Source organism: Neglectibacter caecimuris (assembly GCF_034335015.1).
Taxonomy (GTDB): domain Bacteria; phylum Bacillota; class Clostridia; order Oscillospirales; family Acutalibacteraceae; genus Acutalibacter; species Acutalibacter caecimuris_A.
In genome coordinates, this window is record NZ_JAWXXK010000001.1 from 366,113 (window position 1) to 384,966 (window position 18,854).

23 protein-coding genes are annotated in these 18,854 nt (G+C 51.4%); 5 read left to right on the forward strand and 18 right to left on the reverse strand.

The features are described 5' to 3' along the window. Positions 1–97 precede the first annotated feature (97 nt). The 5 genes from U8T64_RS01655 to U8T64_RS01685 all read right to left on the reverse strand — a co-directional run bounded on the left by U8T64_RS01655 (position 98) and on the right by U8T64_RS01685 (position 2,379). Positions 98–487: a hypothetical protein gene (locus tag U8T64_RS01655; protein ID WP_322180312.1), complete on the reverse strand. Its 390-nt coding sequence runs from the start codon at positions 485–487 to the stop codon at positions 98–100. Positions 488–533: 46 nt separating this feature from the next. Continuing rightward, positions 534–767 (reverse strand): hypothetical protein, encoded by a 234-nt coding sequence (locus U8T64_RS01660; protein ID WP_322180314.1) that lies wholly within the window; start codon positions 765–767, stop codon positions 534–536. A 136-nt stretch (positions 768–903) separates the two neighbouring features. Continuing rightward, positions 904–1,116, reverse strand: coding sequence for a hypothetical protein (locus U8T64_RS01665; protein ID WP_322180316.1), 213 nt, complete (start codon positions 1,114–1,116; stop codon positions 904–906). A gap of 649 nt (positions 1,117–1,765) precedes the next feature. Next, entirely contained in the window at positions 1,766–2,017 is a 252-nt protein-coding gene (locus tag U8T64_RS01680; protein WP_322180319.1) for a hypothetical protein, read from the reverse strand. A 23-nt stretch (positions 2,018–2,040) separates the two neighbouring features. Beyond that, positions 2,041–2,379, reverse strand: a complete 339-nt coding sequence (locus U8T64_RS01685; RefSeq protein ID WP_322180321.1) for a DUF6431 domain-containing protein — start codon at positions 2,377–2,379, stop codon at positions 2,041–2,043. 106 nt (positions 2,380–2,485) lie between these two features. Between U8T64_RS01685 and U8T64_RS01690 the strand changes: the two genes are divergently transcribed. After that, entirely contained in the window at positions 2,486–3,718 is a 1,233-nt protein-coding gene (locus U8T64_RS01690; protein WP_322180323.1) for a site-specific integrase, read from the forward strand. 203 nt (positions 3,719–3,921) lie between these two features. Here the strand turns inward: U8T64_RS01690 and U8T64_RS01695 are convergent, their stop codons facing one another. The 12 genes from U8T64_RS01695 to U8T64_RS01750 all read right to left on the reverse strand — a co-directional run bounded on the left by U8T64_RS01695 (position 3,922) and on the right by U8T64_RS01750 (position 13,940). Further along, positions 3,922–4,401 (reverse strand): MORN repeat-containing protein, encoded by a 480-nt coding sequence (locus tag U8T64_RS01695; RefSeq protein WP_322180325.1) that lies wholly within the window; start codon positions 4,399–4,401, stop codon positions 3,922–3,924. A 75-nt stretch (positions 4,402–4,476) separates the two neighbouring features. Beyond that, positions 4,477–5,331, reverse strand: a complete 855-nt coding sequence (rsmI, locus tag U8T64_RS01700; protein WP_322180327.1) for a 16S rRNA (cytidine(1402)-2'-O)-methyltransferase — start codon at positions 5,329–5,331, stop codon at positions 4,477–4,479. Positions 5,332–5,694: 363 nt separating this feature from the next. Beyond that, a complete protein-coding gene (locus U8T64_RS01705; protein ID WP_322180329.1) occupies positions 5,695–6,459 on the reverse strand; it encodes a tRNA1(Val) (adenine(37)-N6)-methyltransferase in 765 nt (254 codons plus the stop codon). A 127-nt stretch (positions 6,460–6,586) separates the two neighbouring features. Then, positions 6,587–6,757 (reverse strand): 4Fe-4S ferredoxin, encoded by a 171-nt coding sequence (gene fdxA / locus U8T64_RS01710; RefSeq protein ID WP_177894382.1) that lies wholly within the window; start codon positions 6,755–6,757, stop codon positions 6,587–6,589. A 159-nt stretch (positions 6,758–6,916) separates the two neighbouring features. Further along, positions 6,917–8,089, reverse strand: coding sequence for an S-layer homology domain-containing protein (locus U8T64_RS01715; protein ID WP_322180332.1), 1,173 nt, complete (start codon positions 8,087–8,089; stop codon positions 6,917–6,919). Positions 8,090–8,373: 284 nt separating this feature from the next. Further along, positions 8,374–9,234: a PSP1 domain-containing protein gene (locus U8T64_RS01720; protein WP_322180334.1), complete on the reverse strand. Its 861-nt coding sequence runs from the start codon at positions 9,232–9,234 to the stop codon at positions 8,374–8,376. Positions 9,235–9,291: 57 nt separating this feature from the next. Beyond that, positions 9,292–10,275: a DNA polymerase III subunit gene (locus U8T64_RS01725; protein ID WP_322180336.1), complete on the reverse strand. Its 984-nt coding sequence runs from the start codon at positions 10,273–10,275 to the stop codon at positions 9,292–9,294. Further along, positions 10,275–10,598 carry a cyclic-di-AMP receptor gene (locus tag U8T64_RS01730; protein ID WP_322180338.1) on the reverse strand — a complete coding sequence of 108 codons (324 nt, stop codon included), beginning with the start codon at positions 10,596–10,598 and terminating at the stop codon, positions 10,275–10,277. The genes U8T64_RS01725 and U8T64_RS01730 overlap by 1 nt, the downstream gene beginning before the upstream one ends. Positions 10,599–10,772: 174 nt before the next feature. Beyond that, on the reverse strand, positions 10,773–12,101 hold the full coding sequence (locus tag U8T64_RS01735; RefSeq protein ID WP_322180340.1) for an alanine/glycine:cation symporter family protein: 1,329 nt from the start codon (positions 12,099–12,101) through the stop codon (positions 10,773–10,775). Beyond that, positions 12,094–12,636 (reverse strand): peptidoglycan hydrolase, encoded by a 543-nt coding sequence (locus U8T64_RS01740; protein ID WP_322180342.1) that lies wholly within the window; start codon positions 12,634–12,636, stop codon positions 12,094–12,096. The genes U8T64_RS01735 and U8T64_RS01740 overlap by 8 nt, the downstream gene beginning before the upstream one ends. A 29-nt stretch (positions 12,637–12,665) precedes the next feature. Continuing rightward, the gene (locus tag U8T64_RS01745; protein ID WP_322180344.1) at positions 12,666–13,556 is read right to left on the reverse strand and encodes a polysaccharide deacetylase family protein; all 891 of its coding nucleotides are present in this window, start codon (positions 13,554–13,556) and stop codon (positions 12,666–12,668) included. A 153-nt stretch (positions 13,557–13,709) separates the two neighbouring features. Further along, entirely contained in the window at positions 13,710–13,940 is a 231-nt protein-coding gene (locus U8T64_RS01750) for a helix-turn-helix domain-containing protein (RefSeq protein WP_322180346.1), read from the reverse strand. A 173-nt stretch (positions 13,941–14,113) separates the two neighbouring features. Here U8T64_RS01750 and U8T64_RS01755 point away from each other — a divergent pair, with 173 nt between their 5' ends. The 4 genes from U8T64_RS01755 (at position 14,114) to U8T64_RS01770 (ending at position 17,706) form a co-directional block, all read left to right on the forward strand. Continuing rightward, on the forward strand, positions 14,114–14,521 hold the full coding sequence (locus U8T64_RS01755; protein ID WP_322180348.1) for a helix-turn-helix transcriptional regulator: 408 nt from the start codon (positions 14,114–14,116) through the stop codon (positions 14,519–14,521). A gap of 615 nt (positions 14,522–15,136) precedes the next feature. Beyond that, complete coding sequence (locus U8T64_RS01760; RefSeq protein WP_322180350.1) at positions 15,137–16,069, forward strand: DUF5685 family protein; 933 nt, start codon at positions 15,137–15,139, stop codon at positions 16,067–16,069. A gap of 92 nt (positions 16,070–16,161) precedes the next feature. After that, positions 16,162–16,788 carry a J domain-containing protein gene (locus U8T64_RS01765; RefSeq protein ID WP_322180352.1) on the forward strand — a complete coding sequence of 209 codons (627 nt, stop codon included), beginning with the start codon at positions 16,162–16,164 and terminating at the stop codon, positions 16,786–16,788. A 390-nt stretch (positions 16,789–17,178) separates the two neighbouring features. Next, positions 17,179–17,706, forward strand: coding sequence for a hypothetical protein (locus U8T64_RS01770; RefSeq protein ID WP_322180354.1), 528 nt, complete (start codon positions 17,179–17,181; stop codon positions 17,704–17,706). Positions 17,707–18,354: 648 nt separating this feature from the next. Here U8T64_RS01770 and dut read toward each other — a convergent pair. Beyond that, entirely contained in the window at positions 18,355–18,801 is a 447-nt protein-coding gene (gene dut, locus U8T64_RS01775) for a dUTP diphosphatase (RefSeq protein WP_322180356.1), read from the reverse strand. Between the last annotated feature and the right edge of the window lie 53 nt (positions 18,802–18,854).

Consider the following 18,854-nt stretch of genomic DNA (forward strand, 5'->3'; position numbering starts at 1 on the left):
ACTTTTACATCTCTCACAATAGAGATTGTAAATTTCGCAGGGCAAAAACGAAGAGACCATGCGTTATACACGATCTCTCCGCATTAGAACCGGCCTATTACTTTGTCGGCTTGAATCGACTGAATAAACCTCTGAATGTCTGGGAAGTATAAGTTCCGTCCTTCTCGAACTTAAATCCTCTGTTCATCCAGATGCCATAGAACATCAGCGGCAATATCAATTCAGCGGCAGCAATACCGAGTCTGAAGTAACGATCCTTAACAGCTTCATCCATCTGATTACGCTTGATGTCGATCTCCGTGTTACGGGATTCCTCTTTCTCATAGTAATCCATCGATGATTTGTCTTCCTCGATCTTCAGCTTGTACAGCTTAGCCAAACTTTCCACTGCTGCGGAATGTTGCTGACTTCCAGCTTCGAGAGAACTCAAGTTTTCAATTTCAGACTTGATTTCTTCCTCCAACAATTCTTTAATTTCTTCGCCCATATTCATTTCTCCTTTCGTTATATTCTGGGTTCCATAAAAGGAAGTGTTATTTGTGCGGAATAAAATCTTCAGCTCGTACTTTCAGCATCACAAACTTTTTCCGAAGAATCGTACTTACATTCCTTGTCAGCTCAAGAAACAAATACGGTTCGTCTTCCGGAATGGACTGATCGACTCGCAGGCTGCCTACACTGAAAGCACCAAATATCAGACAAGTAAGAACTGCTCCAATAATGATGCCTACAATGATGCCTACAATGATACCAATTACGATTTCCATAAGTGGACCTCCTTTCTAAAATGTTTTTCAAAAATTTCAACCCGGGAATTTTTCCAAATACAAATTTAGCATCTTTTTTGGTCACCTTCGTCCGGATTTTAATCTAGGTTAGAAATATAAAAAGAAAGAGCCCGTGTTAGGACTCCTTCTTCTCAATAAATTCTGCAACATCACAAACAAACCATGCCGAAAGCTTATTGGACTTTTTTAAGTCTTGGAGTATTTCCTTGGCGGATAATTGTGATTTTGCCATACATCCTAATGCATGACCTGTTCCAAATTTTCCTCCCAATTCAAATGCTCCAATAATCAAAGCTCCAGTAATACAGCCTTTAATAATTTTGTTCATGATTATCCACTCCTTTCATAAAGGAGCCTGTTAATTCTGCGAACCCTCATACACTATCTTCTTCCTCAGATCTGACCAAGAAATATAACGGTCTTTCCTACAGACGGGGCAGTAGAACTTATTCACTTTACCGCCTATGTCTAAGAGTTCGCTGCTATCTGCTTCAAGTCTGCTCTGACAATTCGGACAGTTGAAGCGATAGACTTTCTTAACTGCAATATCCACTATTTTCATCATTGTCTCTCCTTACTCAGAAGCCAGAAGAAGCGTCTGTACAAATCGTAGTAAGTATCCTTACAACAAGGTATGTCGGTTCTTACTCGCATGTGGTCATAAGATATGCCCTCGGTTATAGCCTTGAGAATATAACTGGCAAGCTCTTCATCCGTTTCCTTGGCTACACGCTCCAGCATATCCATACGATTAGCATAGAATAGACGCTCTTCAACACACTTGGTAACCGGATCATTGATAACATTGGTTTTTGTTGGTGGTACTGGTTGAGGCCAACCGCTCGGATAGCATATTAACGAATTGTACTTACGCCTCCAAGTAGGGTATTGAAGACAGAAGTGTTTTAACTCGTAATAACGATGCTTCTCAATCCAGTAGCAGTTTTTAGGAGATAATTCAGGTCTGATTGATGTACTCATGCTCGTTCACCCCTCCATATGAAACCCGTTTCCTGCCAAAGAAGCTTGGGCGAAATATAGAAGTTGATGCGCCCGTACTTGGAATTCATTTCCTCCAACTTGGTAACTAACTTACCGTTTCTTGTGGCTTTACCGATTGGCAGCCATCCCGACACTATGCCGGCTCTTATCCAGGATGCATCCTTACCATAAACTCTTGCTGCAACGGCTACCGGGACAGATCCTGATGCGAATGTTATTTCATTCATTGGCTTTCGCCTCCTTTCAACCGCTATTCTAGGTTAGAAACTGCTTTTAGTAAAAACAACCTCGGTGGAAGTAGGCGCCAACGAAACATAGTCATCTCGCATGGATAGTCTTCGAAACCTAAAGTTTCACAAGTAATTAAACCCTCTATAACACCGATAATGATATCGGCTTCGTATTGTTTGTATGGAAATATAAAGTCAGGCAATTCTCGGTGCATAGATCCACATTGTTTGCATCGAAAACGCCTGATGTTCACTTTAGATTTGCGCCCGTATTTTGTCCTTACGATTCTTTTCACGCTATCATAGTATTTAAGTTCACCGCCGCATTTAGGGCAGATTGATTCGTTATTGCTAATCATATCGCATCTCTTTTCGTTTAATTAAAAAAAGTTAGTGTAGGAGTTGACAATTCCTACATAATGATATATGATTACTAATAGCAAATCAATAGGAAGGTGATAAACAATGCTTATGAAATGTCCCGAATGCGAATTGCAAGTAAGCGATAAAGCTATAACCTGTCCGCATTGTGGTTTTCCATTGCAGCCAAATATAAAACCAAGGAAACCTCGAAATAAGAACAACAAACGTCGTAGATTGCCAAATGGTTTCGGACAGATTAGCGAGATTAAGAATAGGAATCTCCGCAATCCTTTCAGAGCCATGGTAAGCGTGGGTAAGGACGCGAACGGACGACCTATATGCAAACCTCTTAAACCAGAGTCGTATTTTCCTACTTACAATGACGCTTACGCTGCACTCGTAGAATATAACAAGAATCCATATGACCTGGAGCCGTCTATAACGGTAAAAGAACTCTACGACAAATGGCTTCCGGAATACGAGAAGACTGTGAAGAGCACCAGAGCTATTGAATCAGCATGGTCTTATTGCACGGCTGTGTACGATATGCGAGTTAAGGATCTACGAGCTCGTCATGTCAAAGGTTGTATGGAAGAGGGTACATCAACTTATAGAGGTGAGACTCGAACTCCTACGGCATCAATGAAGAACCAAATTAAGTCATTGTTTAACCTGATGCTGGATTACGCACTTGAATATGAACTTGTAGACCGCAATTACTCTCGTACATTCAATCTCAGTGAGGAAACAATAAAAGAGATTGTAACTGTTAAGCAGGAGCATATCCCATTCACAGACGAGGAGATGGACTTGCTTTGGCAGCATGTAGATGATAAAATGATGGTTGATGTACTACTTATTCAATGTTATTCGGGTTGGCGTCCACAAGAAATTGGTTTGCTTGAATTGAAAGATGTGAATTTAGAGAACTGGACTTTCAGTGGTGGTATGAAGACTGATGCTGGTACCGGACGAGTAGTGCCTATTCATTCTCGAATAAGACATCTGGTAGAGCGTAAATATAAAGAGGCTCAGGAGCTTGGTAGCCTGTACTTGTTTAACTATGTCAACCCAAATGCTCGTCTGAAGAGTACAGCGTTAACTTATGCTCGCTATCAAAAGAGCTTTGCAATGATTAGAGACGAATTGAATCTCAATCCGGATCATAGACCTCATGATGGTCGTAAGCACTTTGTTACAATGGCTAAGAAATATAAACTTGACGAGTATGCTATTAAGTACATGGTTGGGCATAAGATCTCTGATATCACTGAAAAGGTATATACTCAGAGAGAATTCGAATGGTTGAAGACGGAAATGGAAAAAATAAAATAGCTTGTAAAATAAAAGAAAAAGCCTCCTCAAAGAAAAAGCCTCCTCAAAGAAGGAGCACCCGAAGGTACCCCCGCAATGAAGAGGCTTCTTTATTTTGTAGGAATATAGGTGTAGAAGTAGTATAGAAATAATGCACAAATTACCTACATTTCTCGACTTGCAACCACTTCTAACTACCTCGAAAACCCTGCAATTAAAGGGTTTTAACAGCAGGTAACTTGAGGTATGTTTCTATAATAATACTTTCCTTCCGCAATAACGCCGTTTCGGAAGGTTCCCTCATAGCGTTCGGTTTCCGTGCCCCGCACGCCCTGTCCCTCAGCTACGTCGTTTTGATATTCCCCTTCATGGTAGGTGCCGTCTTCCCATTCTGACCGCCCTTTCCCGTTCCAGTGGCCCATGTCCCATTCTCCGGTATAGGTCCAGGCTCCGCCATCGGCATTCTGAGAAGTAAAGGAGCCCTGCCCATGGGGCAGGCCGTCCTTTACTTCTCCGCGATAGCTGCCGGTGCGCTCTCCGAAGGAAAATTCCAGGGTCAGCTCCAAAGCGCTCTCCGCCGCGGGAGCAGTTGCGCTTTCCGTACCGGAGGCGTCCGGTACGGGGGCCCGGGCCAGCAGCGCGCAGGCGGAAAGCTCCAGCAGCAGAAGCCCTGCCAGGATAATAGCAATCAAAAATTTTTTCACATAAATTCCTCCATTTCCCTTTTCCTCTATCACAAAACAGCTGGGCTTTCCAATCGTTCAGAAAAGCCTGCCGTGTTATTTTCCACTTAAAAGCCGGTAAATTTCCCCTTTTTTCAGTCCGGTCAGCCTTGCCGCCTCCTTTGCCGCGTCGGCGGCGGAAAGGCCCCGCTCCATCTGCTCCCGGGCAAGGCCGGCGGCGTCTTCCAGGGTGTACTCCTCCCGCTCCGGGGAAGAAGCTTCCGCCCCGGCAAGGACCAGCACATATTCCCCTCTCGGCTCCCGCTCCCGGTAATGGGCGGCGGCCTCCTTCAAGGTAGTGCGCCAGACCTCCTCGTGAAGCTTTGTCAGCTCCCGCACCACGGCGATCTTTCGATCTCCTCCGAAGGTTTTTTCAAAATCGGAAAGGGTTTTCCGTAGCTTGTGAGGAGCCTCGTAAAACACCATGGTACGGGTTTCCCGCTCTACAGAAAGCAGGTGCTCCCGGCGGCCGCGCTTGTTCACGCTTAAAAACCCCTCAAAGGTAAAGCGCCCGGTGGGCAGCCCGCTGACCGCCAGGGCGGAGATCACCGCCGTGGGGCCGGGCACCACGTAAACCGGAATGCCTTCCCCTGCGCAGGCGGCAACCAGCGTTTCACCGGGATCGGAAATGGCGGGCATACCCGCGTCTGAAACCAGGGCGCAGGTCTCCCCTGCCCGAAGGCGCTGTAAAATCAGCTCCCCGTGGGACAGCTTGTTGTGTTCAAAATAGCTCAAAAGAGGCTTTTTGACAGCAAAGTGGTTCAAAAGCTTCATCGTGACCCGGGTATCCTCCGCGGCAATAAAATCCGCCTGCTCCAGGGTCTCTTTGGCCCGGGGAGAAAAATCCCCCAGGTTCCCGATGGGCGTTCCCACCACATACAGCGCCCCTTTTTCCAGCGCTTTTTGCTCCATGGCGATCTCCTTTTTCGTTGTGAAAGTGTTTCTATTGACCAATTATAAGAGCAAGATCAGAATTTGGCGGCGAAGCGCCGCGGCCACTCGTGTCTCCACTTGGTGCGGAAGTTTGGTTTCTGACCCGACCGCAAACTGAGCGATAAATTGGAATATACCGGTTATTCGCTCACCTCTCTCCTGTCATCCTGAGCGAAGCGAAGGATCTCGTCCTTTCCCCTTTTATTCGGAAAATTAAGGACGAGATTCTTCGTCACTTCGTTCCTCAGAATGACAGGTGGGAACTGCGTGTTAAACTATAATTTGCCGCTTTGACCATGCTCGCCATTGCTAATTGCTCATTCCTCATTGTACAAGCATTTCTTACTCCTTTTCTCGGTAATCCCCGTAAATCTCCTGCATCTCCCTGGTGTAATTTCCCTGCTCGTCCGTGATGATCAGGGTGGGCTCTACCGCAAGGCCCGGCTTGCCGCCCCGGCGGCATTCCAGCAGAAACAGGTAGGGGGCTTTGCCGGGCTTGGACTGCACCAGCTGCAGCCGCTTTGGCTCCAGCCCGTATTTCTGGAAAAGCCCCATGGCCTCCGTCAGCCGCTCTGTGGGCAGGCAAATACAAAGCCTGCCGCCGTGCTTCAGGCAGTATTTCCCAGCGGCGGCCAAAACCTCCAGAGTCAGCTGGTCCTCGTGGCGGGAGATCTTCCTGGAACGCTTTTTGGGCTGATATCCGCTTTCCGGCGGATAATAGGGTGGATTACAGGCCATCAGATCCAGGCTTTGGTGGGTATACAGCAGCTTATACTCCCTGATATTCCCCAATACCACATACATTCTGCCTTCAAAGCCGTTTTCCTCAATGGACAGGCGGGCCAGATGAGCCGCTTCCCGCTGTACCTCCACCGACATACAGAAGCCCGGCTCCCCCCGGGCGCACCAGAGCAGGGGGATCGTTCCGCAGCCCGTGCCGATATCGGCGCAATCCTCTTTCCCCCGGGGCATGGAAAAACAAGCCAGCAGCAGCGTATCGGTGGTAAATTTATGTTCCTCTGTTACCAGCACCCGGCAGTTTTTTCCAAAGGGCTCCCAATGAGAATTCTCCGGCGCTGGCCGAGCCTCCTTCTCGCTGATCGACACCAGCTTTCCCTCCTTTTTTCCTAAGAAACAAAAAGTGGAACCCAAGGCAAGCGCCGTGCCGCCCTGGATCCCGCTTTTCCGAATTGACAGCCTGACGGCTCGTCCGTAGGTAAGGCCCGAAAGCCGATCAGCCCTCCTGAGGAGCGCCTACCGGGCATGTTCCGGCGCAAGCGCCGCAATCGATGCAGGTATCGGGATCGATCACATATTTGCCGTCTCCCTCAGAGATAGCTCCTACAGGACATTCGCTGGCGCAAGCACCGCAGGCAATACATTCGTCACTGATTACATAAGGCATGGGGTAACACCTCCACAAGATTTTTACACCCCTATTCTAACACATTTCGGGGAAAAAGCAAGACCTATCTTGCAGTTGTTAGCTGTTAGTTATTAGTTGTTAGAGAAGGGCGTTTTGGATTATCAAATACCGGAGGGCGCTGCGTTGGAGCATTTTATCTTAGTTTGCGACACTCAAAAACTCGTTGCCGCTGAGCGGACCTTCCTCAACGCCAATATTTTTGTAATTTCTGAATCCGAAATCCTGTAAGCTGGATCCCAACTTTTCAAGCATATATTCCCACCGAAGGAAGGCTAAAGCTGTGGCAGGATCTGCAAAACTGCGTAAATCGGCTAAGCTCCATCCCAAACCGTTGCTGCTGCCACTGGTGATAGCATAAGAAAAGTTTTTCCTATTTAGATTAAAATCACTCAGCTCGATTTGCGGATTGAGAAATGTCCTTCTGCCATTTGCATCTTCAATCCCGCAAAATATATCCTCCACGCCATCACGCTGTAAATCAAACAGGACAAACACAGCAGTGCTCACTCCGTCATTGCGGCTGATTTCATATGTGAGCTCAAAGCTGCTTTCCGCTTTGTCATAATTTAAACTTACATATTCATCTTCCGCCGGCATAAAATCTATAAATTTATGGCGTCTGTTTGCGCTCAGCAATCCGTTCTTTTCAATAATATCGCAAACCCTTTGAATCCTATCCCTGCGGGTCAACTCCGGTTTGTCAGGCTCGTTCGAGCCGCCTAAAAAGCGATACAGGAACGTCACAATCTGCGCGCGGGTACAGCCTGAATTGGGGCTAAAGGAGGTAGCGCTTGTCCCGGCAGTGATTTTGTTTTCAACGGCCCAGCCTACAGCATTGGAATAATAGGCCCCGACAGGTACATCTCCAAAAGAATTTGTTCCTGCAGAAACGGGTTCACCGGCGGCACGGTACAGAAAGGCAACAGCCTGAGCCCGGGTACACCCGGCATTCGGGCTGAAGGCAGTGCGGCTGGTGCCCGAGGTGATTCCTGTCTCAACTGCCCATTTTACCGCTTCTGCATAATATTCCTTTTCATGGACATCCGAAAACTGCGTTGGATAGGAAGAAGAAGGTTTTCCGGCAGCGCGCCACAGGAATGTAACTATTTGCCCTCTGGTACACTTGGAATTAGGACTAAAGGTATTGGTGCCGGTACCGGAAGTGATCCCGTTCTCAACAGCCCAATCGACCGCTTCGGTATAGTACTGGCCGAAAGGAACATCTCGGAAGCTTCCTGCCGCGGCAGCCGATACAGGCAGACAGCTCAGTACCAGGCAAAAAGCCAAAACCGTGCTTACGATCTTTTTCATATGACATCTCTCCTTACAGGAAAAAATTTCTGCGCAACAAAAAAGTGCGCAGCTGAAGCCACGCACCGAAAAATGCACAGCTTCTATTGCTGCGACACAACTATAACACACAGTACAAGTATGCTAAACGAAGCCTGCATTTTTGCCAAAAAAGCAAACACACACACTTATACTGTGTTTCTATCCTGTTGTGCCGCAAGATGATCCTATCACAAATCTCCCGGTTCCGCAAGTAGAAAAGGAAGATTTTTTACGGCACAACTCCTATCTGGCCGATCTTTGCCTTATTCCAGATTTTTCAGCTCTTCTTCCTTTTTATCCACCTTGATCCTTCCGTCACGCAGCAGCTTTACTTCTGAGGCGTGGAACACCTTGGGCGCGGCCTCCGGGTCCTTATCCAGCCGAACGGTGAGCTTTCTGGTCAAAAGATTTTGATCGATCACCACGCCCTTGCCCTCCGGGGTGGAGACCAGCGCGTTCACCTTGGGAGTGGTGCGCAGCAGATCCTGATAGGCCTCCTGCTCGTATTTCAAGCAGCACATGAGCCTGCCGCAGGCCCCGGAGATTTTTACCGGGTTCAGGGAAAGGCCCTGCTCCTTTGCCATTTTGATGGATACCGGCTGAAAGCCGCCCAAAAAGGAGCCGCAGCAGAAAGGCCTGCCGCAAATTCCCATGCCGCCCAGCATTTTCGCCTCGTCCCGCACGCCGATCTGCCGCAGCTCGATCCGGGTGCGGAACTGGCTTGCCAGATCCTTTACCAGCTCCCGGAAGTCCACCCGCCCATCGGCGGTGAAATAGAACAGGATCTTGCTGTTATCGAAGGTGTATTCCACCTCTACCAGCTTCATTTCCAGGCCGCGCTCGGCAATTTTTTCCTCGCAGATCCGAAAAGCGTCCTTTTCCTTCCGGCGGTTTTCCTCCGCCCGGCGCAGATCGTCCTTGGTGGCCTTGCGTACCAGCTTGCGCAGAGGCTGCACGATGGTGCTGTCGTTTACCTCACGGTTCGCCATAGCCACCTCGCCGCATTCCACACCCCGAGCGGTCTCCACGATCACCCGCTCCCCGCAGGAAAGCTTTTCCTGGCCGGGATCAAAATAATAGACCTTTCCTGTATTCTTAAACCGCACGCCAATTACCTCGGCCATACACATTCTCCTTTATAAAAGTAAGAGGGATCACCCCGGTTTTCCCGAAGCCACCCTTTATCTGCCCGCCGCTTCCCGCAGCCGGGAGCACAAGCAGGACACCAAAAGGGACATATTGGCGTTGCGCTCCAGCTTCCGCCGGAATTCCTCCCCGATCTCCGGCAGCTTACACAGCCGGTTCATGGGAAGACCGCTGAGCAGCTCGGCTTCCCCAGCGGCGCCGGAAAGCAGGCTTGTCCCGCCCGCCCGCAAAACGCAGGCGTCCCGAAAGATCACGGTCAATCGGGATAAGGCTTCTCCGCAAAGCTTTCTGTCCTTTTGCAGGGGAAGCGCCGCCTTTAAGAGAGCGTCCCCATTTTTATCCAGCATGCCAGCCGCCATTGCCGCCGCGATGCCCGCGGCCTGTGCGGCGGTTCCGCCCTGGGCCTCCTCCAGCATTCTGCCGATATTGCCTCCGCACAGGTCGGCAAGCCTTTCCGCCTGCCCCGCTTCCAGCCCGGCATGTTCTCTGCCATAGGCCGCGGCCTCTTCCGGTGAAGGGGGCTTCAGGGTAAAGCTCTGCACCCGGGAGCGAATGGTGGGCAAAAGCTGCTCCGCCGAATCGCACACCAGCAGAAACACCGCACCCTTCGGCGGCTCCTCAATGATCTTCAAAAGCTTATTCTGCGCCGCTTCGGAGGTACGGGAGCCCATCAGCAGAATATACACGCTGAGCTCCGCCTCCTCCGGCATTCTGTAGGCGTCGGCGGTGACGGCCTTGACAGTATCAACACTAAGGGAGCGGGTTGCCCCGCTCCCTTCTTCGATCCGAATATCGGGATGTGAGCCCGCGTCCGCGCGAATACAGGACGGACATTCCCCACAGGGAGCCTTTTCCCGGTTCCTGCACACCAAGGCCTTGGCGATCAGCCTTGCCAAGGTGCGTTTCCCGCAGCCCGCCTCCCCCTGCAGTACAATGGCATGGGGAAACCGCCGCAGAGCAAACGCGGCGGATAAGGCCTCTTTTACCTCTTCGTTCCCTAAAAAACCGGAAAGATCCATCAGACCTTTTCAAAGCGGTCCACATTCAGCACGAATATGGTAGAACCGCCCACCGTGACCTCCACAGGGAAGGAGGAATACATTCCCACGTCCATAGTGGAGGTGCTGGGTACGATCTGAGTTCTGCGGCTGCTGTATTTGGAGATCAGGCTGATCACATCGTCCACCTTTTCATCGTCCACACCGGAGATAAAGGTGGTGTTGCCCGCCATCAGAAACCCGCCTGTGGTGGCAAGCTTCGTTACGGAATAGCCTTCCCGGGTCAGCGCGGAGGACACCGCGCCGCTGTCATCATTGCTTACGATCGCAAGGATCAGTTTCATAAAAATACCTGCCTTTCCGGGCCGTTTGGAAAACTTTTCTTTGCCCGTATGGATTTTGAACGATCCGGCCCTCCTGCCAGCAGCAGGGTCAGCCGGGGGAAACCAACAAAGAAACAGAGAAACGAAGCATGTGCTTCCTTCTGCATTCAGTATAGCATAAGACCGGGAAAAATGCTAGGTTTTTTGAAAATTTTGTGAAAGCCGCCTTTTTCCAGCTTTGGCACGGTTTGTTTCCGCTTCCCGCACTACGTCCAGCACCTCTTTTCTGTGCCGGAACAGCGCCAAAATGTTGGGGATCGCCATCAGTCCGTTAAAGGCGTCTCCCAGTTGAAATACGGCAGATAAAGGCAGAATGCAGCCGAAATAGGCGGCTGCCGCCGCGGCTAACGCAAATAAAGTTTTCCCCTTCCCCTTTGTCAAATAAAATAAGCCTTCCCGGCCATAACAGCACCAGGAGATCACCGTAGCCAGGGCAAACAGCGCCGTACACAGGGAAACCGCCCAGCTTCCTATGGGCCCCAAGGCGGATTCATAGGCAAAAAATGTAAGCTTCGCCCCCTCCAGCATGGGGGAGCGGCAGCACAGGATACACAGGCCTGTCACCGTGCACATGACGATGGTATCCACAAACACCTGGAAGATCCCTAAGTACCCCAGCTCTATGGAAGTTTTCCCCTTTACCTCCCCATAGGCGAAGGCCGAGCTGCCAAGCCCCGCCTCGTTGGTGAACACGCCCCGGGATACGCCCGTTTTCAAGGCCAGCAGCGCTCCAGCGGTTCCTCCCACACCGGCCCGCAGGGAGAACGCCCCCTCCAAAATGCTGTGAAACGCCCCCGGCAGATTTTCCCGAAAGACCCACAGCACTCCCAGGGAGGCCGCAAAAAACAGCAGCGTCATAGCGGGAACCAGCCGCTCTGTGATCCTTACGGCGAACCGCAGGCCGCCCCTGGCTACAAAAAACACCAGTGCCGCTAAAAAAATGCCGGTCACGGCGGCGGGAAGTCCGAAGCTTTCCAGGGAAACCGCGCAGGCGTTGGTCTGCGTCATGTTTCCCATGCCGAAGGAGGAAAGGCAGCAGCCCACGGCGTAGAAAGCTGCCAGGGGCTTTCCCCACTTTCCAGCCTTTTCCAGATACCCCAGCGCCCCCGGCGCGTTTTTGTACCTGGCGGCCAGAAGATTTTCCGCGAATACCGTCATCATGCCGAACAGGGAGGACACCCACATCCAGAACAGAGCCCCGGGGCCGCCCACTGTGATGGCGGCCGCCACCCCCACGATATTTCCGGTGCCGATGGACCCGGCCAGCGCCGCTGTCAGCGCCTGGAACTGGGTCACACCCCCCTGTTTTTTCTGTTCCCGGGAGCCCAGTACCGCCACCTTCAGCCAGCTTCCCAGACGGCGAAGCTGGAAAAAGCCGGTGGAGCAGGAAAAAAAGATTCCCGCCGCCAAAATCAGCAGCAGCACATGCCAGCCCCACAGGGCGTCCCGCAGCGCCTCAAGCATGGAAAAAAGGAAGCCCCAATGCTTCCGCCGCGGCCTGGGCCAGCTTTTCGCCGATCTCTATGGTGTTATTTACCAGCCAGGCTTCGTCCTGAGGGTTATCCCGATAAGCCAGCTTGATCAAAAGTGTGGGGGAAGCATCTTTCTCCTGTTCCTCCGTTTCCGAAACAGGTCTGGTGCCCGCCAGCTCCGGTTGAGGATAGATCTCCTTCAGGCGGGCGGCAAACAACTCTGCCGCCGCCTTTTCCACACCGCACTGTTCCCGATAATACACGTCTGAGCCCTTTCTCTGCCCGGCGGAATCCGGCGGAGCCGTTTGAGAGCAAAGCATGAGATACAGGCAGTTTTCTCCCCTGTTCGCGGCCCGGAGCAATCTGCCTTCCTTCACGCTTCCGGGGATCCGAAAGGGCTTGACCCCGGAATTGGAAAGCGCGGCTTCCAGGCTGTCGGCAACCTTGCCGATCCAATATTGCTCCTCTCCACCGTTGGGGTATTCCTCTCCCGGCTGTGAGGGCAGGCTGAGATAAAGCTTTGCCATATCATTTTCTCCTTTCCATCAGGCCCGAATCAGCTCTTTCCCAGTTTCATGCGTTTTGTGAAAAAATCCTGAGAGCTCATGCCGGAGGGCCGCAGGTACCGGCCCAGGCCATAAAAGGAATTCGGGTCCCGTGTCACATAGCTGATCTTTTCCTCGCAGGTCAGGGTCATGGAAAATCCCAGAGACTGCACCAGCTCCGGAGTGGTCTTGCTCACCGCGCCGAAAGGATATACAAAGACCCGGGGCTTTTTCCCCACGTGCTTTTCCACCGCTTCCTGGGCGCTGAGAAGATCCTTTGTCAGCCTTTCCCGGTAAGCCTCCTCAGTTTCTCCGGAGGCTTTTTTTACCCCTACGGGGCTTCCGCTCCCCTTATGAAGGTTATAGCTGTGGTTTCCCACCTCTACCAGGCCGGAATCGGCCATTTCCCGAAGCTGTTCCCAAGTACAATGGGTATAATACCCATTTTTCTCTCCGGTTTGCGTATAAAAATCCGAATAGTAGCCGATAGGCGCGATCAGAAATTTACACTCGTGCTTCTTCGCAAGCTCAAAGGCGTACAGATAGTTATTGTAGTAGCCATCGTCAAAGGTGAGCAAAACAGGTTTTTCCGGCAGCTCTTTTCCCTGGGCGTAAGCAAGCAGTTCCTCCGGCAAGATAGTAGTATACCCCTGGCTTTTCAAATAAAGCATATCGCTTTCCAGCTCCTGGGGGGAGATCACGTATTTTCCGTGATAGGCCTCGTCCTTGAGCACAGAATGATACATCACCACAGGCAGCGCCACTCCCTGCTCCACTGTGGCGGCGCTGACGGTAAACAGGGCCGCGAAAATTGCCGCAATTCCCAATAACGCGCCGGAAACCGCCTTCCAATTCACCTTGACCAGTCCATACAGCCCCCGCCTTTTTCGGATTGTTCCCATAAAAAACACCGCCCTGCTTATATATAAGCATCAGGCGGTGTTCTTATTCATGGAGTTAGAGTTATTGCGCTGTAAGCAGTCAGTTCTTTTTAGAGAAAAGTCAAGAAATGCCACCCCTGCTTTTTCTGACAGCTGGCCACTTGCAGCCAACAACTATTTTTCGGGAAAAGGGTTCTTTTCCTGGCTGATTCCGGTGAGGTAATTCAGATCTACATCGTAAAATTTGGCCAGCGCGATCACGCTTTCTACCGGGATACGGGTCTTTCCGGTCTCATAGTCTGAGTAAGTGCGCTGGCCGATGTGAAGCAGGTCGGCAATATCCTGCTGGCTCAGCTTTCTGTCTTCCCGCATTTCTCTGATTTTTTCGTAGTATTTGTACGGCAATGTAGGGTGCCTCCTTTTGGAATTATTTACGTCAAAATTTTAGCGGATTAAACTCTAAGAAAGCGTTTTTAGAGTTATATACTCTGAATTTTTTCCAAAAAGATTGACTTCCGCCCCAGAATAGGGTAAAATGGCAGTAATGTGGCGAATGTTCACTAAGGAGATGACTTATTATGGGATTTGTAGATCGGCAAACACTTGGCGAAACCGTGAGAAAGTTTCGCATGGAGATCGGGTATTCTCAGGATTCCCTGGCAAAGGCTCTGGATTGTTCCCGCTCCGCCTACTCTTATAAGGAGGGGGGAAAATGTGCCTTTAGCATAGAGGATCTGCAGCAGCTTGCCGTGGTATTCAACTTGCCGCTGGAAGCTTTTTTCCAGCCGGAACAGTATCCGGAAAAGGAGATCGGGATCCGGGTCAGGCGCAAGCCGGTAGATCCGCCGGAGCAGATCGGTGATCTGCGCATGCGGGAAAGGGCGCTGATCAGCAGGCTTCGCATGCTGGAGGAAAAACTGGATTCTAACGATCTCATAGAACAATTCTGGGAAACCATGAAAAAAGAATTGGATAAGCTCAATTAAAATCTGCCTTTGGTACCGAAGTAATGCCGGCTTTTCGTCCGAAATAAGGCGGGTCCGAAAGAAAAACGCAAAAGCAATTTCCTGTTTTGAGAATTTTTGATAGGAGCTCCGCCGGTTTGAGGAAAAAAGACAGTTTTCTGAGAATAGGGAAAAAAGAAAAGCCGTAAGAGCTCGCAGGGAGATTCCCTTGCGATTTCTTACGGCTTTGACTATAATTATTTACAGTGTGTTCAACAACTTCCCGGGCAAATAGAGTACAATAACGGCAAAAGTCATAGTCGGGCAGCGTTGCTTCGATTTGCACAGAGAAGCTTCTCGATTGCCCACCGCAGGTGGAGTACAATAACGGCAAAAGTCATAGTCGGGCAGCGTTGCTTCGATTTGCACAGAGAAGCTTCTCGATTGCCCACCGCAGGTGGAGTACAATAACGGCAAAAGTCATAGTCGGGCGGTGTGGCTTCGATTTGCACAGAGAAGCTTCTCGATCGCCCACCGCAGGTGGAGTACAATAACGGCAAAAGTCATAGTCGGGCGGTGTGGCTTCGATTTGCACAGAGAAGCTTCTCGATCGCCCACCGCAAGTGACGTGCAACAGCGGCAAAAAGGGGCAGGGATATGTTTGGGTATGTGCGCCCGTTCCAATCGGAATTGCTGGTAAAGGAATATGAGCAGTATAAAGGAATTTATTGCCAGCTCTGCCGGGTGTTGGGAAAGGAATACGGATGGCTTGCCCGGTTTTCCCTAAGCTACGACTGTACCTTTTACGCCATGCTGGCCCTGGCCGCTTCCGGACAAACGGTTTGCGAGGAAGCGGGACGGTGCGCGGCGAACCCCATGAAGAAATGCCGATATTTGAAGGCGGACGGGGAAGCCTATCAAAAGGCGGCGGCCCTTTCCGTGTTGCTGACCTGGCACAAGCTGCGGGATGACCGGGAGGACGAGGGCTTTTTCAAATCTCTCGGCTGCGCCTTGCTGCTGCCGCTGGTTTCCCGCAAGGCGAAAAGGGCGGCGGGGCGATATCCCCTTTTGGCGGAGCTTGCGCAAGCCGCCATGGAAGGGCAGAAAGCGGCGGAAGAAAAAAGGGCCGGCCCCGATGAGTGCGCGGAGCCTACTGCCCAGCTGCTGCAGGGGCTTTTTGAGGAGCTTGCCGGAGAAGCCGAGGGCCAAGAGTCAGCACAAGGCCAAAAACTGGCTTTGGGCCAGTTCGGTTATTTTTTAGGGCGCTGGGTCTATTTAATGGACGCCTCCGACGATCTGCGGGAGGACGCCAGGCAGGGGAAATTCAACCCCTTCCTGCTTCGGCTGGGCCTTTCTGAAAAGCGGCAGCTTTCGGAAGAAGAACTCCGGTCCGCTGAAGCTGCCTGCAACGAGGCCCTGAACGCCACGGCGGCCATGCTGCTGCCCCCCTTGAACCTGATCGATTTAAAGCTTTTCGGCCCGATCATAGAAAATGTGGCGCAAAAGGGCTTGCCTGAGATACAACGGGAGATCCTGTTTCTGCACGTAAAGAAAAAACGGCGGAAGCGCCCCGGAAAAGAAGGAACCTAAAAAGGAAAAAACGCGATTTGCGATTATCAGAAAAAACGCAAATTCGCTTTTTGAACAGCAGTCCGAAATGAGAGAGGAAAGGGAACGTAAGAATGAGCATGTCAGACCCCTATAAGGTGCTGGGCGTATCGCCCTCCGCCACCGATGAACAGGTAAAGGAAGCCTACCGAAACCTGGCCAAAAAATACCACCCGGATCAATATGCCGAAAGTCCCTTAAAAGAGCTTGCCGACGAGAAGATGAAGGAAATCAACGAGGCTTACGACGCCATCACCGCCCAGCGAAAAGCCGGGGGACAGAGAGGGTATGCCGCAGGCGGGTACAACCCTGTGGGGAACAACGCCGCTTCCGGGTTCCGCGATGTGCGAAGCCTGATCATGGCGGGCCGTATTGCCGACGCCGAGCAGATCTTAAACGGTGTGCCGCCGGAGCGCCGCAACGCGGAATGGTATTTCCTGAAGGGCTCGGTGCTGTACCGCCGGGGCTGGTTGGAGGAAGCGAAGGACCACTTTTCCCGGGCCTGCCAGATGGACCCCGGAAACGGAGAGTACAGCGCGGCCCTGAACCAGACCATGAACCAGAGAAGCGGCGTATACGGCGGCTATAACCCCAACCGGGGCATGGACGGCAGCTGTAATTCCTGCGATCTGTGTTCCTCCCTGATCTGTGCCGATTGCTGCTGCGAGTGCATGGGCGGAGACTTGATTCCGTGTTGTTAAAACGCAAAATTCGTTTCGAATTTTGCGTTGGAAGAAGCCCTCGGTCACGAAGTGACCGGTTTTTCTCACGAAAAACACCGGGCTTCTTCACTGCGGCAGTTACTACAAGATTGTTAAAACGCAAAATTCGTTTCGAATTTTGCTTTGGAAGAAGCCCTCGGTCACGAAGCGACCGGTTTTTCTCACGAAAAACACTGGGCTTCTTCACTGCGGCAGCTGCTGCGTAGTTTCTAAAACGGAAAATCGGGTTCCGATTTTCCGTTGCGGCAGTCGTTGATGAAAGAAACCTTTTATCTTTCTCTTTGTTGTTTCCTATCCTTTGATCGGTGTAGGGAAGCTTTTACGGCCCTCGCCGTTCTTGTTTCGGGAAGTGATATTACGAAAAATTCCATGAAAGCGGCTCTCTGCGGTATTTTAGCGGCGCTGTCCACGGTGGTGATGTTCTTTACAGGGATCATTCCCGTAGCTACTCTGGCTCTGCCCGCAATTGCCGGATGTCTTTTGATCCCGGTAGTGGCTGAGGTGGGGATTTCCTGGGGCTTCGGCACCTTTGCCGTGTGCGCCGGACTTTCCTTTCTGCTGGCGCCGGACCGGGAAGCGGCCCTGCTTTATCTGCTGTTTTTCGGCTATTATCCCGTGCTGACAGGCGTATTGGACAGGGTGAAAAACAAAACGCTCCGCTATGTGCTGAAGCTTTTGATTTTCAACGCCGCCGTGGTAACGGAAACCCTGCTTGCCGTGTTCGTGCTGGGGATCCCCTGGGAAACCGTTGAGTTTTTGGGAAAAGCCACGCCCCTTGTACTGCTGCTTCTGGCAAACCTGGTCTTCGTGCTGTACGACAGGGCCCTGAACGGCCTGATCGCCCTGTATTTCCGAAAATTCAGCAGTCAGGTGCGCAGGTTCTTAAAATTGAAGTAATGCCAAACCCCAGCACGGCAAAAAGTCGCGCTGGGGTTTTTGCGGTTACACCGCAGGCAGCGGCGGGCCGCCGCGGGCACTCGTGTCCCTGCTTGGTGCGGAAGAATAATTTTTCACCTGACCACAAGGACACCGATAAATTATAGTTTATATGACACCCCTTGGCTCCCCTGAAAGGGGAGCTGGCATGCGTTATTAGCATGACTGAGGTGTTCTTGCCGGGAAGTTGGTAAAACGCAGGTTCTATCTGAATGTTCACTAAGCTGGAACCCCTCCGTCACGGCTTCGCCGCGCCACCTCCCCTTTCAGGGGAGGCAAGGGGCTTTTGCCATTCGTTAGTACAATAAATTCCAATTTAGCAAATAGCCTCCTCCTGTCATTCTGAGGAACATAGTGACGAAGAATCTCGTCCTTAATTCCAGGGAAAAAGGACAAAGGACAAGATCCTTCGCCACCTTTGGTGACTCAGGATGACAATTTGGAGGCCGTTTCCCTCTCTAACAACTAACTACTAATGGCTAACAACTTGTACGCCAAACTCCAATTTACCAGCGTTGCTTACAACGCTTGTGTTGGTCACAACGCTTGTACCCTTGCCCTTAAATTGTTCATTCCGCATTGCTGATTGCTCATTACCCTTACACGCCCTCAAAGCCCTGTGCTGCCAAAGCCTCCCGCACCCCGCTGGGTTTCGGAAAGCTCCTGTATTTCCTCCACCTGGGGCAGGCACACCGGCAGTACGATCAGCTGGGCGATGCGCTCGCCGGGGCGCACCGTATAGGCGGTCTGGCTGGAATTGCGCAGGCCCACGTGGATCTCTCCCCGGTAGTCGCTGTCGATGACGCCCACGCCGTTGGTAACAGTAATGCCATGCTTTACGCCCAGCCCGCTGCGGGTAAAGATCATACCGGCGCAGCCCTCCGGCACCTCCGCCGCCAAACCAGTGGGCAGGATCACCAACGCCCCCGGCTCTATGGTGAATTCTCCGGCAATGCAGGCGCACAGGTCATAGCCCGCGCTGCCCGGCGTTTTTCGCTCCGGCAGCACCGCCTCTTCCCGCAGCCGTTTGATCTTCAGCTTTTGTCCTTCACCCATAAAAATACTCCTTTTCTTCTTTTAAAAAATCAGTTTTCTTACGCTGCCAATTC

Excerpts from the sequence above, each read along its gene's own strand:
- U8T64_RS01690 (WP_322180323.1), top strand. The coding sequence starts at position 2,486 with ATGCTTATGAAATGTCCCGAATGCGAATTGCAAGTAAGCGATAAAGCT.
- U8T64_RS01755 (WP_322180348.1), top strand. The coding sequence starts at position 14,114 with ATGGGATTTGTAGATCGGCAAACACTTGGCGAAACCGTGAGAAAGTTT.
- U8T64_RS01770 (WP_322180354.1), top strand. The coding sequence starts at position 17,179 with ATGAAAGCGGCTCTCTGCGGTATTTTAGCGGCGCTGTCCACGGTGGTG.
- U8T64_RS01715 (WP_322180332.1), bottom strand. The coding sequence starts at position 8,089 with ATGAAAAAGATCGTAAGCACGGTTTTGGCTTTTTGCCTGGTACTGAGC.
- U8T64_RS01760 (WP_322180350.1), top strand. The coding sequence starts at position 15,137 with ATGTTTGGGTATGTGCGCCCGTTCCAATCGGAATTGCTGGTAAAGGAA.
- U8T64_RS01685 (WP_322180321.1), bottom strand. The coding sequence starts at position 2,379 with ATGATTAGCAATAACGAATCAATCTGCCCTAAATGCGGCGGTGAACTT.
- U8T64_RS01725 (WP_322180336.1), bottom strand. The coding sequence starts at position 10,275 with ATGGATCTTTCCGGTTTTTTAGGGAACGAAGAGGTAAAAGAGGCCTTA.
- U8T64_RS01660 (WP_322180314.1), bottom strand. The coding sequence starts at position 767 with ATGGAAATCGTAATTGGTATCATTGTAGGCATCATTGTAGGCATCATT.
- U8T64_RS01765 (WP_322180352.1), top strand. The coding sequence starts at position 16,162 with ATGAGCATGTCAGACCCCTATAAGGTGCTGGGCGTATCGCCCTCCGCC.
- U8T64_RS01740 (WP_322180342.1), bottom strand. The coding sequence starts at position 12,636 with ATGGCAAAGCTTTATCTCAGCCTGCCCTCACAGCCGGGAGAGGAATAC.
- rsmI (WP_322180327.1), bottom strand. The coding sequence starts at position 5,331 with ATGGAGCAAAAAGCGCTGGAAAAAGGGGCGCTGTATGTGGTGGGAACG.
- U8T64_RS01655 (WP_322180312.1), bottom strand. The coding sequence starts at position 487 with ATGGGCGAAGAAATTAAAGAATTGTTGGAGGAAGAAATCAAGTCTGAA.
- U8T64_RS01720 (WP_322180334.1), bottom strand. The coding sequence starts at position 9,234 with ATGGCCGAGGTAATTGGCGTGCGGTTTAAGAATACAGGAAAGGTCTAT.
- U8T64_RS01730 (WP_322180338.1), bottom strand. The coding sequence starts at position 10,598 with ATGAAACTGATCCTTGCGATCGTAAGCAATGATGACAGCGGCGCGGTG.
- U8T64_RS01745 (WP_322180344.1), bottom strand. The coding sequence starts at position 13,556 with ATGGGAACAATCCGAAAAAGGCGGGGGCTGTATGGACTGGTCAAGGTG.
- U8T64_RS01680 (WP_322180319.1), bottom strand. The coding sequence starts at position 2,017 with ATGAATGAAATAACATTCGCATCAGGATCTGTCCCGGTAGCCGTTGCA.
- dut (WP_322180356.1), bottom strand. The coding sequence starts at position 18,801 with ATGGGTGAAGGACAAAAGCTGAAGATCAAACGGCTGCGGGAAGAGGCG.
- U8T64_RS01665 (WP_322180316.1), bottom strand. The coding sequence starts at position 1,116 with ATGAACAAAATTATTAAAGGCTGTATTACTGGAGCTTTGATTATTGGA.
- U8T64_RS01735 (WP_322180340.1), bottom strand. The coding sequence starts at position 12,101 with ATGCTTGAGGCGCTGCGGGACGCCCTGTGGGGCTGGCATGTGCTGCTG.
- fdxA (WP_177894382.1), bottom strand. The coding sequence starts at position 6,757 with ATGCCTTATGTAATCAGTGACGAATGTATTGCCTGCGGTGCTTGCGCC.